Origin of the sequence: Mesorhizobium sp. 113-3-3, assembly GCF_016756495.1 — a bacterium.
In the GTDB taxonomy this organism is placed as follows: Bacteria; Pseudomonadota; Alphaproteobacteria; order Rhizobiales; family Rhizobiaceae; genus Mesorhizobium.
The window spans coordinates 5,509,906-5,525,477 of sequence record NZ_AP023243.1; the positions used below are offsets into that span (position 1 = coordinate 5,509,906).

15 protein-coding genes are annotated in these 15,572 nt (G+C 64.9%); 7 read left to right on the forward strand and 8 right to left on the reverse strand.

Annotated elements, in window-relative coordinates; genetic code table 11:
* The first annotated feature begins 120 nt into the window (after nucleotides 1-120).
* On the forward strand, nucleotides 121-1,269 hold the full coding sequence (locus JG746_RS27020) for a Gfo/Idh/MocA family protein (RefSeq protein ID WP_202355495.1): 1,149 nt from the start codon (nucleotides 121-123) through the stop codon (nucleotides 1,267-1,269).
* 100 nt (nucleotides 1,270-1,369) lie between these two features.
* Nucleotides 1,370-2,320: an alpha/beta hydrolase gene (locus JG746_RS27025; RefSeq protein WP_202355496.1), complete on the forward strand. Its 951-nt coding sequence runs from the start codon at nucleotides 1,370-1,372 to the stop codon at nucleotides 2,318-2,320.
* Here JG746_RS27025 and JG746_RS27030 read toward each other — a convergent pair.
* Nucleotides 2,308-3,342, reverse strand: a complete 1,035-nt coding sequence (locus JG746_RS27030) for a LacI family DNA-binding transcriptional regulator (protein ID WP_202355497.1) — start codon at nucleotides 3,340-3,342, stop codon at nucleotides 2,308-2,310. The genes JG746_RS27025 and JG746_RS27030 overlap by 13 nt on opposite strands.
* A gap of 263 nt (nucleotides 3,343-3,605) precedes the next feature.
* On the opposite strand from JG746_RS27030, the gene JG746_RS27035 reads away from it, so the two are divergent.
* Both JG746_RS27035 and JG746_RS27040 read left to right on the forward strand, forming a co-directional pair.
* The gene (locus JG746_RS27035) at nucleotides 3,606-4,559 is read left to right on the forward strand and encodes a tagatose kinase (RefSeq protein WP_202355498.1); all 954 of its coding nucleotides are present in this window, start codon (nucleotides 3,606-3,608) and stop codon (nucleotides 4,557-4,559) included.
* Nucleotides 4,556-5,839: a D-tagatose-bisphosphate aldolase, class II, non-catalytic subunit gene (locus JG746_RS27040; protein WP_202355499.1), complete on the forward strand. Its 1,284-nt coding sequence runs from the start codon at nucleotides 4,556-4,558 to the stop codon at nucleotides 5,837-5,839. The genes JG746_RS27035 and JG746_RS27040 overlap by 4 nt, the downstream gene beginning before the upstream one ends.
* A gap of 50 nt (nucleotides 5,840-5,889) precedes the next feature.
* Here JG746_RS27040 and JG746_RS27045 read toward each other — a convergent pair whose 3' ends face one another.
* Genes JG746_RS27045 through JG746_RS27075 form a run of 7 tightly spaced genes read right to left on the reverse strand, consistent with a single transcriptional unit; the run spans nucleotide 5,890 to nucleotide 12,203 of the window.
* On the reverse strand, nucleotides 5,890-6,681 hold the full coding sequence (locus JG746_RS27045) for a sugar isomerase domain-containing protein (protein WP_202355500.1): 792 nt from the start codon (nucleotides 6,679-6,681) through the stop codon (nucleotides 5,890-5,892).
* A gap of 35 nt (nucleotides 6,682-6,716) precedes the next feature.
* On the reverse strand, nucleotides 6,717-7,487 hold the full coding sequence (locus JG746_RS27050) for a GntR family transcriptional regulator (protein WP_202355501.1): 771 nt from the start codon (nucleotides 7,485-7,487) through the stop codon (nucleotides 6,717-6,719).
* A complete protein-coding gene (locus tag JG746_RS27055) occupies nucleotides 7,484-8,359 on the reverse strand; it encodes an ROK family protein (RefSeq protein WP_202355502.1) in 876 nt (291 codons plus the stop codon). The genes JG746_RS27050 and JG746_RS27055 overlap by 4 nt, the downstream gene beginning before the upstream one ends.
* Nucleotides 8,356-9,096: a PIG-L deacetylase family protein gene (locus tag JG746_RS27060; RefSeq protein WP_202355503.1), complete on the reverse strand. Its 741-nt coding sequence runs from the start codon at nucleotides 9,094-9,096 to the stop codon at nucleotides 8,356-8,358. The genes JG746_RS27055 and JG746_RS27060 overlap by 4 nt, the downstream gene beginning before the upstream one ends.
* Nucleotides 9,093-9,950 carry a carbohydrate ABC transporter permease gene (locus JG746_RS27065; protein WP_202355504.1) on the reverse strand — a complete coding sequence of 286 codons (858 nt, stop codon included), beginning with the start codon at nucleotides 9,948-9,950 and terminating at the stop codon, nucleotides 9,093-9,095. The genes JG746_RS27060 and JG746_RS27065 overlap by 4 nt, the downstream gene beginning before the upstream one ends.
* Nucleotides 9,947-10,879: a carbohydrate ABC transporter permease gene (locus tag JG746_RS27070; RefSeq protein ID WP_202355505.1), complete on the reverse strand. Its 933-nt coding sequence runs from the start codon at nucleotides 10,877-10,879 to the stop codon at nucleotides 9,947-9,949. The genes JG746_RS27065 and JG746_RS27070 overlap by 4 nt, the downstream gene beginning before the upstream one ends.
* 52 nt (nucleotides 10,880-10,931) lie before the next feature.
* Nucleotides 10,932-12,203, reverse strand: a complete 1,272-nt coding sequence (locus tag JG746_RS27075; RefSeq protein ID WP_202355506.1) for an extracellular solute-binding protein — start codon at nucleotides 12,201-12,203, stop codon at nucleotides 10,932-10,934.
* A gap of 322 nt (nucleotides 12,204-12,525) precedes the next feature.
* Here JG746_RS27075 and JG746_RS27080 point away from each other — a divergent pair, with 322 nt between their 5' ends.
* The 3 genes from JG746_RS27080 to JG746_RS27090 are packed head-to-tail and all read left to right on the forward strand — an operon-like array spanning nucleotide 12,526 to nucleotide 15,568.
* Nucleotides 12,526-13,818 carry an ABC transporter substrate-binding protein gene (locus tag JG746_RS27080; protein WP_202355507.1) on the forward strand — a complete coding sequence of 431 codons (1,293 nt, stop codon included), beginning with the start codon at nucleotides 12,526-12,528 and terminating at the stop codon, nucleotides 13,816-13,818.
* Complete coding sequence (locus JG746_RS27085) at nucleotides 13,818-14,708, forward strand: carbohydrate ABC transporter permease (protein WP_202355508.1); 891 nt, start codon at nucleotides 13,818-13,820, stop codon at nucleotides 14,706-14,708. The genes JG746_RS27080 and JG746_RS27085 overlap by 1 nt, the downstream gene beginning before the upstream one ends.
* Complete coding sequence (locus JG746_RS27090) at nucleotides 14,705-15,568, forward strand: carbohydrate ABC transporter permease (protein WP_202355509.1); 864 nt, start codon at nucleotides 14,705-14,707, stop codon at nucleotides 15,566-15,568. The genes JG746_RS27085 and JG746_RS27090 overlap by 4 nt, the downstream gene beginning before the upstream one ends.
* Nucleotides 15,569-15,572: the final 4 nt, after the last annotated feature.

The window sequence follows — 15,572 nt, forward strand, 5'->3', positions numbered from 1 at the left end:
GGTCTATAAAAATTTTACGCGCGTCAACATTTAAAATGTTGTATAGCGCTTTTCCAGAATGATCCGTTGCGGCGCAGCGGATCCGGCAGAACATGAGCATGTTGGGAGGACCAATCGAAAATGCAGGCAAAATCACAGGAAAAGCTTGGTATCGGCGTCATCGGATGCGGCAACATCTCGATGACCTACCTGCGCAATGCCGCCCTTTTCGGCGGCATGGAGCTGCGTGCCTGCGCCGATATCTCCGCCGACATGGCGGCGTTGCGGGCCAAGGAATATGGCATCCGGGCGCTCGGCGTCGATGCGCTGCTTTCCGACCCCGAGATCGATCTCGTCCTCAACCTGACCATTCCGGCGGCGCATTTCGACATTTCGTTTTCAGCCCTTTCGGCGGGAAAGCACGTCTTCACCGAAAAGCCGCTGGCGACGTCGGCCAGCGACGGGCGCCGCCTGGTGGCGGAAGCGACCAAGCGCGGGGTGCTGCTCGGCTCGGCGCCCGATACGTTCCTCGGTGCCGCCGGACGGCGCGCGCGCCGCCTGATGGATGAGGGCGCCATCGGCCGCCCGGTTACCGGCACCGCCTTCATGATGGGGCGCGGCATGGAGCACTGGCACCCGAACCCGCAATTCTACTACCAGCCGGGCGGCGGCCCGGTGTTCGACATGGGCCCCTATTACCTGACCATGCTGGTCAACCTGCTTGGTCCCGTCGCCCGTGTCATGGCGATGGCGACGCGTGGTCAGGAGGAGCGCCTGATCACGGCCGAGGGGCCGTTCAAGAACACCACATTCAAGGTCGGCACGCCGACCAACGTGCTGTCGTTGCTCGAATTCCGCTCGGGCGCCACCGTCACCTTCGGCGCCTCATGGGACGTCTTCAAGCACTCCAACCATCCGATCGAACTGCACGGCACGGAAGGCTCGCTGCGCCTGCCCGATCCCGACACGTTCGGCGGCACCGTCTCGCTGTCCGAACGTGGCGCGGAGTGGAAGGATTTCGCCAGCGAAGGCGACCTCTACGGCGCCCGCAACTGGCCCTACGCCGCGCCCGACCGCGCCAATTACCGCATGCTCGGCGTCGCCGATCTGGTGCGCTCGCTGGAGACTGGTGCGGCGCCTCGCGCCTCCGGCAATCTGGCGCTGCATGTGCTGGAGATCATGGAGGCGATCCTGCGTTCGGGCGAAACGCAAAGTTCCGTCGCCATCATCGGTGATGTCGTCCGGCCGGCGCTGTTGACCGAGGACGAGGCAAGCAGCCTGCTCGCCTAGGTACTTTTTGTCTTCACGCAATTCCCAAGGGAAAACGCATGCGCTTTCCCGGGAAAACCGCTGTACACTTTTCCTGGAATTGCCTTCGATGGAGATAGCGATGACGCTCGATCCTGATGCTTTGCGCGCCCTTGAAATCGGCCATGCAGCCGGTGGCGAGCCCTTCGAAAACGGCAGTGTCGCGGCGGCTCGGGTTGCCTACAACGCTTCGTTCCCGACACAGCAGGGCGAGCACGAGCCGGTGGCCGCGACCTCGCACCAAGAGATCGGCGGGCCGAATGGCCCGGTCACGATCCGTATCCATCGCGGCATCGGCGCGCCGCGGGCCGGCGCGCGCGCCGTGCTCTATCTGCATGGCGGCGGCTGGGTCATTGGCAATCTCAATTCGCATGACGAGATCTGCCGTTGGCTGGCCAATCTGAGCAACGCCGTCGTGGTCTGCGCCGATTACCGGCTGGCGCCGGAGCACAAATTTCCGGCGGGGCTCGAGGATTGCATGGCATCGCTCCGCTTCATGGCGGAGAACGCCGGCGAACTGGGCATCGATCCGGCCCGTATCGCCGTCGCCGGTGACAGCGCCGGCGGCAACCTTGCCGCCGTCCTGGCGCTGCTCGCCCGCGACGGGCTGACGCCGCCGCTTGCCGCGCAGATCCTGATCTATCCCAACACCGATGCCCGCCAGACCGCGGACAGCTACCGGCGTTTCGGCGACGGCTTCGGGCTCACCGCCGCCACCATGGCCTGGTTCCGCGACCATTATGTACGCACACCGGACGACATCACGGACTGGCGCGTCTCGCCGCTGCTGGCGTCAAGCCTCGCCGACGCCGCGCCGGCGTTTGTCGTGACCGCCGGCCATGACATCCTTGCCGATGAAGGCACGGCCTATGCCGAGCGCCTGCGGACCGACGGCGTGCCGCTGGTGCTGCGGCCCTGGCCAGGCCAGATCCACGGCTTCGTCTCGATGGGGCGCAACATTCTGGCAGCGCGGCAAGCGGTGAGCGAGGCGGCGGCCTGGCTGCAATTGCAGACGCGCATTCAGGCCGACTGACGCATCACCAGCGTCGCGCCAAGCTTGACGTTGCGCGCCAGGCCCTGGCCGGGCGTGTCAGCCTCATCCAGCAAAGCCAGCAGGATCTCGACGCTGCGTCCGGCCATGGCGGCAAAATCCTGCGCCATGGTGGTCAGTGCCGGGCAGGTGTAACGGCTCAGCGGATGATCGTCATGGGCGGCGACACGGAAATCGCAATCGGGCCGGCGGCCGATCTTCAGCCCGCGCGAAAAGGCCGCTGCCATGACGCCGAAAGCGAGACGGTCATTGGCACAGAGAAGCGTGCGCGCCGGCAGGCCGCCTGTCTCGAGCGTCCTGTCCATCCATTCATGACCGATGCGCTCGAAATCCCAGCTGTAGTCGCCCGCCGCCTTGAGCACGACGGGTTCCAGACCGGTAGCCCGCATCGTGTCGATATAGCTCTGCAGGCGCTCGCCCGAATTGTGGTTGACGTGCGGGATGTCGACATAGACCGGCGGTTCGCCGGACCGGCAGAGATAGTCGACGATGGTTGACGTGCTCTGGTGGTTGTCGTTGCCGACGAAAGGTGTGTCGCCCTCGATGTAGGTGTCGAAATAGACGATCGGAATGTCCTCGCTCATCCGCTCGAAGACGCCGGGTTCGGAAACCAACCCCAGCGGAGCGATGATGGCGCCCGCGACCTTCAGCGACATCAGCGTCTTGACCGATTCCGCCTCCAGCTTCGGCGACCCATGCGAGGAGATGACGATCGGCCAGAAACCTTCGTCGCGGCAGCGCAATTCGATGCGGCTGACCATTTCGGCATAGAACGGATCGGTGATCGTCGGCACGACAATGCCGACATTGCGGGTGCGCTTGCGGTTGAGATTGCGCGCGAAAACGTTCGGCTGATAGTCCGAGGATCGCAGCGCCGCCTCGATGCGCGCCCGCGTCGCCGGCTTCACACTGGCCGGATCGTCGAAATATTTCGACAGCGTCGGCCGCGACACGCCGGACGCCCTGGCGAAATCGTCCATCGTGCGGTGGGTCTTCTCCGCCATCGATATGTCCAGCCCCCTTGCCCTTGCCCGCGCCCGCCAACCTTCCCGGTCGGGCCAGAATCAGTCTTGCGGCCATCGCCGTGAGGCAGCATTGCTTGACCGAATTTGTTCAGTCAAATTTTCGCGTTTCCAGTACAACGCAAAAGAGTTGCGCGCGTCAAATTATTTATTGACGCTCCAAAAGCCGCGACTTAGGCTTTAAACACGGAGATTTAGAAAGGCGCCAGGCAATCGGGCGCCGCGCATCCGGCATTGGTGAGGACATGAAGAAACTGGTTTGCGCCGGCGAGATCCTGGTCGAGATCATGGCCGAGCGGATCGGCCAGAGTTTCCTCGCCCCCGGCCCGCTGGTCGGCCCGTTTCCCTCCGGCGCGCCGGCGATCTTCATCGACCAGGCGGCACGGCTCGGCCAGCCGGCGGGCCTGATCGCGGCGGTCGGCGACGACGATTTCGGCCATTTGAACATCGAGCGCCTGCGCGCCGACGGCGCCGACATCTCGGCCATCAAGGTCCACAGGGGCGCCGCCACGGGCACGGCCTTCGTCACCTATGAGACGGATGGCAGCCGGCATTTCGTCTACAACATCAAGCAGAGCGCCGCAGGCCTGATCGAGATCGGCGTCGAGGCACGCGCGCTGCTCGCCGGCGCCGATCATTTTCACGTGATGGGCACCTCCCTATTCTCACCCGAGGTGATCGAGGTGGCTCGCGAAGGGATCGAAACGGTCAAGGCGCGCGGCGGCACGGTGTCCTTCGACCCCAACATCCGCAAGGAGATGCTCGATCTGCCGGGGCTGCGCGACGCACTGCACTTCGTGCTGTCGAGGACCGATGTCTTCCTGCCGAGCGGACCGGAACTGTTCATCTTCGCCAGGGCGACCGACGAAGAGACCGCGGTGCGTGAAATGCTGGATCGCGGCATTTCCACGGTGGTCGTCAAGAAAGGCGCGCAAGGCGCCGTTCATTACGACCGGACCGGACGCATTACGTCGCCCGGCTTCGTCGTCGAGGAAATCGATCCGACCGGCGCCGGCGACTGTTTTGCGGCGGCCTTCGTCTCCTTCTGGCTGCGCGGAGAAGCACCTGAGAGGGCGCTGCGCATCGCCAATGGCTGCGGCGCACTGGCGGTGACCAAGAAGGGGCCGATGGAGGGCATCGCCTCGCTTGCCACGGTCGAGGCCTTCCTCGCGGCCGCCAAGACCGGAGCACCGGCATGAGCAAGGCGACGGACAGGCTTGCCGCCATCGCGACGCGCCGGGCGGCAGGCGAACGCAGCGGCATCGCGTCGATCTGCTCGGCCCATCCGCTGGTCATCGAGGCGGCGCTGCGTCATGGCAAGACGCGCGGCGCCGACGTGCTGATCGAAGCCACCTGCAACCAGGTGAACCATGAAGGCGGCTATACCGGCATGACGCCTACGGATTTCCGCCGCTTCGTCGAGACGATCGCCGGCAAGGTCGGCTTTTCCCTCGACAGGCTGGTGCTTGGCGGCGACCATCTCGGCCCCAATCCGTGGAAGCACTTGCCGGCGCCGGAGGCCATGACCAAGGCTTCGCGCATGGTCGATGCCTATGCCGAAGCCGGTTTCACCAAGATCCATCTCGATGCCAGCATGGGCTGCGCCGGCGAAGGTGCCGCACCGCCCGATGCGACAATCGCCGCGCGCGCCGCCGAACTGGCCGCGGTGGCGGAGGCTGCCGCCGAACGAGTCGGCGGCACCAAACCGGTCTATGTCATCGGTACGGAAGTGCCGGTTCCGGGCGGCGCTTTGGAAGCGATGGACCATCTGGCGGTGACGACCCCGGAGGCCGCGCGCGAAACCGTGCGTATCCATCGCGATGCTTTCAGCCGGCGAGGCCTCGACCAGGCCTTTTCACGGGCGCTCGGCGTCGTCGTGCAGCCGGGCGTCGAATTCGGCAATGCCGAGGTGATCGCCTACCGGCCTGAGCAAGCCCGCGCATTGGCCGGAACGTTGCGGGACCTGCCGCAATTCGTATTCGAGGCGCATTCGACCGACTACCAGCCGGTCTCGGCCCTGACCGCGCTGGTCGACGACGGCTTCGCCATCCTCAAGGTCGGGCCGTGGCTGACTTTCGCGCTACGCGAAGCACTCTATGGGCTGAGCCACATCGCCGACATTCTGGCTCCCGACCCGGCGCGCGAAAGCCTGCCGGCGGTGATGGAGCGCGTCATGCTGGCGGCGCCGGGCAATTGGAAGAACTACTATCACGGCTCCGAAGCCGAACAGCGGATCGAACGCCATTTCTCCTACAGCGACCGCATCCGCTATTACTGGCCGGCGCCGGCGGCGCGGCAGGCAACGGAGGCGCTGATGCATGCGCTGTGTGACCGCGACATCCCCCTACCCCTGATCAGCCAGTATCTCGGCCGCCTCGACGGCGCGGTGGCGAACGGGTCCGTGGCACCAAAAGCCGGGGAGTTGCTGATCGCCGGCGTCACGGAAGTTCTCGACATCTACGCCAGCGCCACCGGCTGAATTGAGGCCGGAAATTGGGAGGCGCACATGGCACCTCCCAATTCCGCATATCACTCGCCGCGCATCGTCGCCTGGAAGGTCGGCAGGTGTTTCTTCTGCGCTTCCAGCATGCGTTCGCGGTAGACGCCGTAGATGACGTCGGTGTCGTGCAGGGTCACACCGGCGATGGTCGGCGAGGCGAAGACCGGCAGCTCGATGCCGCGCTTGGCGAGCTGCTCGGCGGTGCGGGCGATCAGTTCATGCGCCAGGATCATGGCGAGCACGGTCGACGAGCCGGAGACCGGCCGGCTCCAGCCTTCGACAGGGACAATCGCGTCCTCGATCGGCGAGCAGGTGTCGATGACGAGGTCCGCGGCATCGGCCAGCCGCTTGCCGGAAGAGTGCGTCGCGGGTTTGTCCAAATTGTTCTTGCTGGTCACCGCGACGACGAAGATGCCGCGTTTCTTGGCATAGAGCGCGGTGTCGATGCCGGAGGAATTGCGGCCGCTGTGACCGAAGATGATGATCGAGTCGCCCTTGTTGAGCGGCTGGTGGTCGAGGAATTTCTCGGCGTATTTTTCCGTCCGCTCCAGCCACAAGAGTTCGCGCACGCCGCCGGCGCCGAGCACGTTGTGCCACATGACGCGCGGGTCGGTCAGCGGGTTGAAACCGACATAGCTGCCATAGCGCGGGAACACTTCCTGCACCGGCAGCACCGAATGGCCCGACCCGTAGAGATGGACCAGCCCGCCGCCTTCGAGCGAGTCGGCAAAGCGGCTGGCGGCCTGGCCGAAGGCCTCTTCATTGGCTTTCGCCGCCTGGTCGATGAGGGCGGAGAGACGGTGGATGTAGAGATCGGACACTTGGGTACTCCTGTTATGTGTCGGCTTGGAAAGGATCAGCTTCTGGGGGCTGACGGGACGCGCCCGGCGCGCAGCGTCGAACGGATTTCGTAGCGGTCGCCCCGCATGATCGAGACGGTGAATTCGAACGGACCGCGCTCGTCGGTGGTGATGCGCTCGACGACGAAGGCAGGGCTGCCCACGGGCAGGTCGAGCAGTTCGGCGTCCGCCGCGCCGACCGCGCCGACGCGGTAATTCTCGCGCGCGGCCACCGGCACGATGCCGTAGTGGCGCTCCAGCGCCTCGTAGAGCGAACCCTGCAGCAGGCCGGCGTCGAGGAAGCCCGGCACGCGCACGGCCGACAGCTGTGCCGTCTGGATGCCGATCGGTTCGTTGTTGCCGAGCCTCAGCCGCCGGATGCGCACCACCGGATCGCCTTCCTCGATCTCCAGCGCGCCGGCGGCGGCGGCATTGGCCGTGGTCAGGCTGCAGTCGAGCAGGCGTGAGCCGGCGACCACGCCCATATTGCCCATCTCCTGGGTGAAGCTGGTCAGTTCACGGGTGCCGGCGACCAGCGTGGTCGAGCGCACGAAGGTGCCACGGCCATGTTCGCGCCGCAGCAGCCCGGCCTCCTCGAGATTACGCAGAGCATGGCGCAAGGTGATGCGGCTCACCCCGAACAAAGCGCACAGCCTGTCCTCGGCCGGGATCTGGTCGCCCGTCGCCCATTCGCCGCTCTTGACGATGGCGCGGATCGCTTCCTCGACCTGATACCAGAGCGGCTCCGGCCTCCTGCGGTCCGGCTGCTGAAAGCTCGCTTCGCTCATCGCACCTGCCTCCACCCTCCCCCCACGCGGCCGGCCAGCGCCGCGCCGACTAGTCCCGCCCCCGGACCGAACTGGCCGGGCTGGATCTCGATGCCACGCAAATGCCCAGGCAACTGACGGCGCAGTGCCGCCAGCATCGGCGGCCGCATCACGTCCAGCGCCTCGGCCAGCCCGCCCGAAATCAGCACCGCCTGCGGGTCGAGCAGCGCCACCGTGCCGGCAAGCGCCGTGCCGAGCTGACGCGCCGGCACTTCAAGCAAGGTCTGCGCGGCCAGTTCACCGGCGCGGGCAGCGGCGATAAGCTGCCGGCTGTCGGCAAGCCCGATCTGGCCGGCAAGCGCATCGAGCGCCCGGCCGGAAGCGACGCGTTCCAGCCAGCCGCTGCGCTCCCCACCATGGTCCTTGATGTCGGCGCAGGCCCAGCCGAACGAGCAGGCGCCGCCATGCGCACCGGCAACGATGCCGCCATTGGCCAGCACCGCCGAGCCGATGCCGGTGCCGATCGCCAGCAGGATGGCGTCCGACATGCCCTTGGCGCTGCCTTCAACAGCTTCAGCCAGCAACGCGATCTGCGCGTCATTGCCAAGCGCGATGCGCAGGTCCGGAAACAGCGCCTGGAGATCGACGCCATCGAGAAATGGCAGGTTCGGAATCCAGCGGCAGACCGAGCCCTCGACCAGCCCCGGCACGGCGATGCCAAGCGCCTCGACCGAGCCGGCTTCCGCGCACAGTGCGTTGATGCGGGCGACAAAAGCGTCGAGGCTTGCCGGTGCCGGCTCGCGGCTCAGCACCTTCAACGCGCCGATGTCGCCGGTCGAGATGGCGGCGCGCAGATTGGTGCCGCCGAGATCGATGGCCAGAACGCGCGTCATCGGGCTGACCCTTTGCCGAAGGGTGGCGAAAACAGGCCGCTGCCGGCATTCCAGGAATGCGAGGCGGCAGCGAAAGCCTGGGCGTGGCGCGTGCCGCGCAGGCAGCCGCGCAGCCGGTAGAGCGCGCTGTAATAGTCGACATAGGGAAAGCTGCTCAGGCCTCGAGCCAGCTCGTATTCCTTGACCGCCTCGCTCCAGGCCTCGAAACCGTCGCTGACATCGACAAGATGTTCCGGGCGGAAGCCTTCATCGTCCTCCCAGTTCTCGCCGAACAAAAGCAGTTGGGGCGTGTGTGCGGCATGGTCGCTGGCAATGGTCGGCAGGGCGGCGAAGAAGATGCCGGTTTGTGTGAGATGCGCGGCGGCACGATGATCCTTGTGCCAGCTGCCGTGCCAATGGGTGATGACGATCTCGGGCTTCAGCTCGCGAATGACGTCGCAGACTTCGAGCGCCGTCTCATCGTTGGAAGGCAGGAAGGCATCGCGCAGGCCAAGGCTGCGCGAGGTGACGCCGAGCCGCGCGGCCGCCCTGCCCGCTTCCTCCTCCTTTTGCACGCAATAGTGCTGGGGGATCAGGCAGGGGTGGCCCTGTTCGCCCATGGTCAGGTGCAGGAAGGTCACCGTGGCCCCGCGCTTGACGGCGGCGGCGGCCAGCGGCCCGGCGATCACCTCGGCATCGAAGGCGTGTGCGCCGACCACCAGGATGGAGCGCGCGGCGTAGATCCTGTCCTCGATCATTTCATGCCTCCCCCGGCGCCGACGCCTTCGCGAATCTGGCGCGCCAGCAGACAATACATGATCAGGATGGGCGCCATGGAGATCGCCAGCGAGGCGAACACCAGGCCCCAATCGGTACGGAACTGGCCGACGAAGACGCTGATTGCCAGCGGCACGGTCTTGTAGCGGTCGTCGAAGATGAAGATCAGCGGGAAGAAGAAATCGTTCCACACGGCGATTGCCGTGAAGATGGCGACGATCGACACCGCCGGCTTCACCATCGGCAGGATGATCTGGAACAGGATGCGGACCTCGCCGGCGCCGTCCATACGCGCCGCCTCGTCGAGTTCGGAGGGCAGGACGCGCATGAAATTGGCGAAGATGAAGACGGCAAAGGGAATGCGGATCGCCGAATAGACCAGGATCAGTCCGGTCAGTGAATCCAAAAGCCCGAAATTGCGCATCAGCGTGAACAGTTCGACCGAGGCCAGCCGGATCGGCAGCATGATACCGGACAGGAACAGGCCGAGCATGACAGCATTCCAGCCGAGCCGGTAGCGGCTGAGCGGATAGGCAGCCATCGCCGAGACGACGATGGTGAGGATGACCGCGCCGCCGGTTACGATCAGGCTGTTGATGAAATTGTGGCCAAGATCGGCGCGCGTCCAGGCGTTGACGAAATTGTCGAGAGCCCAGCTCTGCGGCAGGCCAAGCCGGTTGTCGTAGATCTCCGCCGTGGTCTTGAAGCAGGAGACAACGAGGATATAGAGCGGCAAAAGCACGGCGGCCGTCCACACGGCGAGCACCGTCCAGCCCGGCAGCCGCGCCAGCTGCCGCGAGATCACAGGCCCGCCTGAAATCGCCAGTGCGCTCATAACTGCACCGTGTGGCGGTCAAAGAAGCGCAGCATCAGCAGCGTGCCGGTGCTGAGGATCAGGAACAGCATGGTGCCGAGCGCCAGCGCCAGCCCGATATCGGTGATGCCGACAGCGCCTTCCGCGCCGAAGGCCAGCCGGTAGAAATAGGTCACCAGCGTGTCGGTCGAATAGCTCGGATTGCCCTGCACGCCCTGCATCACATAGACGATGTCGAACTGGTTGAAGGTGTTGATGAAGGACAAAGTCGTCAGCGTGCCCAGCGCCGGCATCAGAAGGGGCAACGCGATCGAGAACAGCATGCGCGCATTGCCGGCGCCGTCGAGTTTCGCCGCCTCGAAGATCTGGCCGGATATTTGCCTGAGACCCGCAGTGTAGATCAGCACCGGCAGGCCCATCCAGTTCCAGGCATCGACGGCGATCAGCATGCCAAGTGCGGTATGGCTGTTGCCGAGTACGGTGAGACTGCCCTGGTGCAGGCCGAGCCCGTTGAACGCCCATTCGACGACGCCGCCCGGCGCCAAAAGCAGCCGCCACAGCGCGCCGACGATGACCGGGCTCAGCACCGCCGGGAAGAAAAACACCGACTGGAAGAAGGCGGCCCCCCGGTCGCGCAGGAACAGCAGCCAGGCGAACAAAAGCCCGATGCCGTTCTGGAAGACCATGATGCCGAAGAACCAGGCGGTGTTGTGCCACAGCGCGCCGTAGAGCCGCGCGCCGCTCGGGAAAACAAACAGCCGCGAAAAATTCGACAGGCCGGCGAATTCGACCATGCGCAGCCCCTTCCAGACGAAGAAGCTGCCCCACAACGACATCGCCAGGGGATAGAGAACGAACAGGGCGTAGACCGCCAGCGCCGGCAGGATGAACAGCACGGCCATGCGCTGCTGCGTGCGCTTCAGGCTGCTTGTGCGGCGAAGGTTGCTCATGCGCTGTTTGTGCCCGGTGAGAGGCCGGCCGCGATGCGGCCGGCCTGGCTCCTTACTGTTTCGGCTTGAACCAGGTGGCGACGGCGGCCTGCATGTCTGCCGCCAGCTTCTCCGGCGCGATGTTGCCTTCGACCATGTCGATGATCTCCGACTGCAGCACGGAGGATGCCGTCGGCGACTGCCAGCGGAAGCCGACCAGCGTCAGATAGGGCGTCGAATTCTTCGACATCGCCATCATCTGAGCCAGCACCGGATCCTTGACCGTGACATCGGCGCGGGCCGGCGGCCAGCCAAGTTCGTCAGCGAACATCTGCGCGAATTCGGCCGAGGCCATGAAGCCCAGCACCTTGGTCGCGGCTTCCTTGTTCACACTTTCGGAGACGAGCCCGTAGGAGCCGTCTGAAAAAGCCGAGGTGTAGAGCTTTGCTCCGGCATCGTCGGCCGGGAACGGAAAGATCGAGAATTTCAGCTTGGGGTTCTGCGCCTTAAAGCTGCCGTTCTCGAAAGAGCCGCCGAGGAACATCGCCGCCTTGCCGCCGATGAATTGCTGCGTGGCGGTGGTGTAGTCGATGCCGGCGAAGCCGTCGGGGAAATAGGGTTTCAAATCGGCGAAGCGCTTCAGTGCCGCGACATAGCGCGGATCCTCGAAGGTCGCCTTGCCGGTCATCATCTCGTCGTAGAAGTCAGGACCATAGACGGTCGGGCCGATGACACCGACGCCGATCTCCAGCTCCCAGGCCGAGCCATTGGCGCCGCCGGTGGCGATCGGGGTGATGCCGGCCGCCTTCAACTTCTCGCAGGCGGCGACGAAATCCTTGTAGGTCTTGGGGATTTCGATGCCCTGGGCGGCGAAAATATCCTGATTGTAGAAGACGCCCATCATCGGCACCGAATAGGGCACGCCATAGAGCTTGCCGTCGGTGCGGCCGCGCGCGCCGCCAAGCGCGGCATCCGCCATGTTCTTCAGCTCCGGCACGCTGTCGTCGAGCACGTCGAGATAGCCGGCGTCGACGAAGGGCTGCAATTCGCCATAGGCCTTAAGCTGGGCGATATCAGGCCCGCGGCCGCCGCGCAGCGCGGTGCTCAGCCGGTTCTGGTAGTCGGCGTCAGGCGTGAACTGGATGTTGACCTTGATGCCGGGGTTCTTGGCCTCGAAGGCATCGAAGATGCGGCGCATCGCGGCCTCGTCCTCGGTGCGCCAGCTCCATAGCGTCACCGTCCCGTCGGCCTTTGCCGGGAGGGTCGTGAAGACGCCGGCGCAGGCGGCGGCAAGGCCACCAATCAGGCCAAGGGCGGCGCGCCGGTGAAGTGAAAGCATGCTCATTGCCAGTCTCCCATTGTTTCTGTCCTTGGCGTCTCGCGACATTTCGATGCCGCGAGAGAGTCATTCGCTCGGCCAAGTCATTATAACGACATAGCATCATTCGCAAGAGGTCTGGCCGACCTTCGGGATGGCGCTGTCAAGGAATATCTGGCGGCTCGACGCAGACAATATGTTGTTTTTAAAAGATAAAATCGTGAGATTCGGTAACGCGAAGAAATCTGAAACCGGTCAACACCAAGCTTTTTCGCCGACAGGCCCTTGCGCCGTTGCCTGAACTTGTCATAACGTCATCGTGATCGATGGACCGAGGGGAGGATGAGGAATGTCGTTTGCCTGGACTTCGAAACTGGCGCTGGCCGCGGGGCTGGCCATCCTGCCCGCCACGGGCTGGGCGCAATCGGTCAACATCTCCTATCTGACGCACTGGTCGCCGGAGACGGTCGCGCTGCTGGAAGCGGCGGCGAAGGACTATGCCAAGACCAATCCGGACGTCAGCGTCACCGTGCGCGCCGTTCCCTTCGGCGATCTCCTGACCACGCTGCGCTCGCAAGGCGGCGGCGCGGACGGGCCGACGATCGGCGGCATCTACGATCTGTGGCTGCCGGAACTCGCCCGCGACAAGCTGGTCGCGCCCGCTCCCGAAGCGGTGGCCAGCGAGGTCAAGGCCTCATGGCCTGCGGGCGTCACCAGCGCCGCCTCTGTCGGCGGCACGCTCTACGGCATTCCCAACGAGATCGACGTCTATGCGCTGAACTACAACAAGGCGCTGTTCAAGCAGGCCGGCATCGCCGCGCCGCCCAAGACCTGGGACGAGTTCAAGGACGCGGCCAAGAAGCTGACCAACAAGGAGGCCGGCCAGCAGGGCTTCGGCATGATCAACAGTTGGGCGGCCGGTGTCGTCCACCCCTTCGCCTCGCTGCTGGTGTCCAATGGCGGCGATCTCGTCAAGGACGGCAAGCCCGCGCTGGACAGCCCGCAGGCCACGCAGACCTTCCAGCTCTATGAGGACCTGATCAAGTCGGGTGCCAGCGTGCCGGCCATGGCGACAGCGGATGCCAACACCACCGGCCCGTTCCTGGATAATTTCGTCTCCGGCAAGACCGGCATGATCATCATGGCCAATTGGTGGGAAAGCGCGCTGAAGACCGGCATGGGCGACAAGTTCGCCGACATCGCCACGGCCCCCATCCCCGTCGGCCCGAGCGGCGACAAGCCGCATTCGATCTCCTATTCCTGGATGACGGTGGTCAACGCCAATGCCGGTGCTGCCGAGCAGAAGGCGGCGTGGGACTTCCTCGCCTGGCTGAACAATCCAAAGTCCGGCAAGAACGGCGCCTCGGCGATGTCCGACATCTTGATGTCGATGGGCATCCTGCCCTCGCGCCTGTCCGATATCGAGGCGCACAAGGACAAGCTTGGCTCGGAATTCCTCTCCGGCTACGTCAGCGTGCTCACGGATGCCAAGCCGTTCCCGGTGGTGCCGGGCGGGCAGGAATTCTCGGAATCGCTGCAGCAGACGATCGAGGCGTTGCAGTATGGCCAGGTCTCGGCCAAGGATGCGCAGGCGACGGCGCAGGCCGACGCCACATCGATCCTGGAGCGCGCCGCCAAATAATGATCCAGAGGTACCGTGCCTCGGCGGGCATCATGCTTGCGCCCGCCGTGACGCTGATCGGCATCTTCATCCTTTTGCCGATGCTGCTCACCGTCTGGCTGTCCTTCCAGGACTGGTCGACGCAGACGCCGTTTTCCAGCGCCAGCTTCATCGGGCTCGACAATTTCCGCGAGATCTTTGGCGCCTCCTCGGTCGGGCGTGATTTCAAGGGCGCGCTCACCAACACCGCCATCTACACCGCGCTCTCCGTCATCCTCATCCTGCCGCTGTCGGTGGCCTTCGGCCTGATGGTCTACCAGCATGACGTGGCCGGCGGTACGGCGCTGCGAACGGTGCTGTTTTCCACCTACATGGTGCCGATGATCGCGGTGGCGCTGGTCTGGTCGAAACTCTATTCGCCCAGCGAAGGGCCACTCAACCAGATGCTCGGCCTGGTCGGCATCGGCCCGCAGCCCTTTTTGTCGTCGCCGCGCTCGGCGTTGGTCTCGATCGTCTTCCTCAATGTCTGGCAGCAGGTCGGCTATTTCACCGTGCTGGCGATCGCCGGGCTGACGCAGATCCCCGGCAGCCTTTACGAGGCAGCGAAGCTCGACGGCGCCAACCGATTCGAACAGTTCCGCTTCATCACGCTGCCGCTGATGCGGCGCACGCTTTTGTTCAGTGCCGTCATCGCCATCATCAACGCCGTGCAGGTGTTCGAGCCGGTGGCGCTGATCACGCAAGGCGGGCCGGTTGGCGCGACCAACGTGCTCACCTACCACATTCGGCGCGTCGGCATCGAACGCGCGCAGGGCGGGCTGGGTTCGGCCATGGCTGTCATGCTGATGCTGTCGCTGATCGTCGTGGTCTGCGCGCTGTTTGCTCTCGCCAACCGGAAGGATCAGGAATGAGCGGGGGATCGTCCAGCCGGCTGTCGCGCAAGCGCCCGTCGGGCCGCAAGGCGCTGCTGGCGACGCTGATGCTGCTGGTCGCCGTGGCCTCGGCCTTCCCGCTGGTGTGGATGGTGCTGTCGAGCCTGAAAACGCCGGCCGAAAGCATGCAGGTGCCGCCGGTGTGGATACCGCATACGCCGAGCCTCGACGCCTATGAAAAAGTTTCCGGCGTGGTCAATGTCGGCCGCTCGATGTGGAATTCCCTGGTCATCGCCTCGATCACCACCGCCGGCATCCTGATCACGAGCATGATGGCCGGCTATGCTTTCGCCAAATACCATTTCCCCGCCAAATCGCTGCTGTTTTCGGTGCTGATCGCCACCATGTTCCTGCCGCCGATCGTGACGCTGATCCCGCTCTACCGCCTGGTGGGCTCGATCGGCCTCAACGCCAGCCTCGCCGGCATCATCGTGCCCAACCTCGCCAATGCCTTCGGCATCTTCCTGATGCGCCAGTTCATTTCAGGCGTGCCCGACGATCTGATCGACGCCGCGCGCATGGACGGCGCTTCGGAACTGCTGATCCTGTTCAAGATCGTGGCGCCCAGCGTTGCGCCGGCCATCGCCGCGCTGGCGCTGTTCGCCTTCGTCTATCACTGGAACAGCTATCTCTGGCCGCTGACGGTCCTGCAGGGCAATGCCGACGCCTATCCGATCGTGATCAGCCTCAGCCGCCTGCTCAGCTACAACAGGGGCGCGGTGAACACCGGCCTGGTGATGGCCGGCGCGACACTGGCCGTGCTGCCGCCGCTCATCCTCTTCGTCCTGCTGCAACGCTTCTTCGTCGATTCCATCGTCGGCTCGGCCATCAAGGGATAGCTGC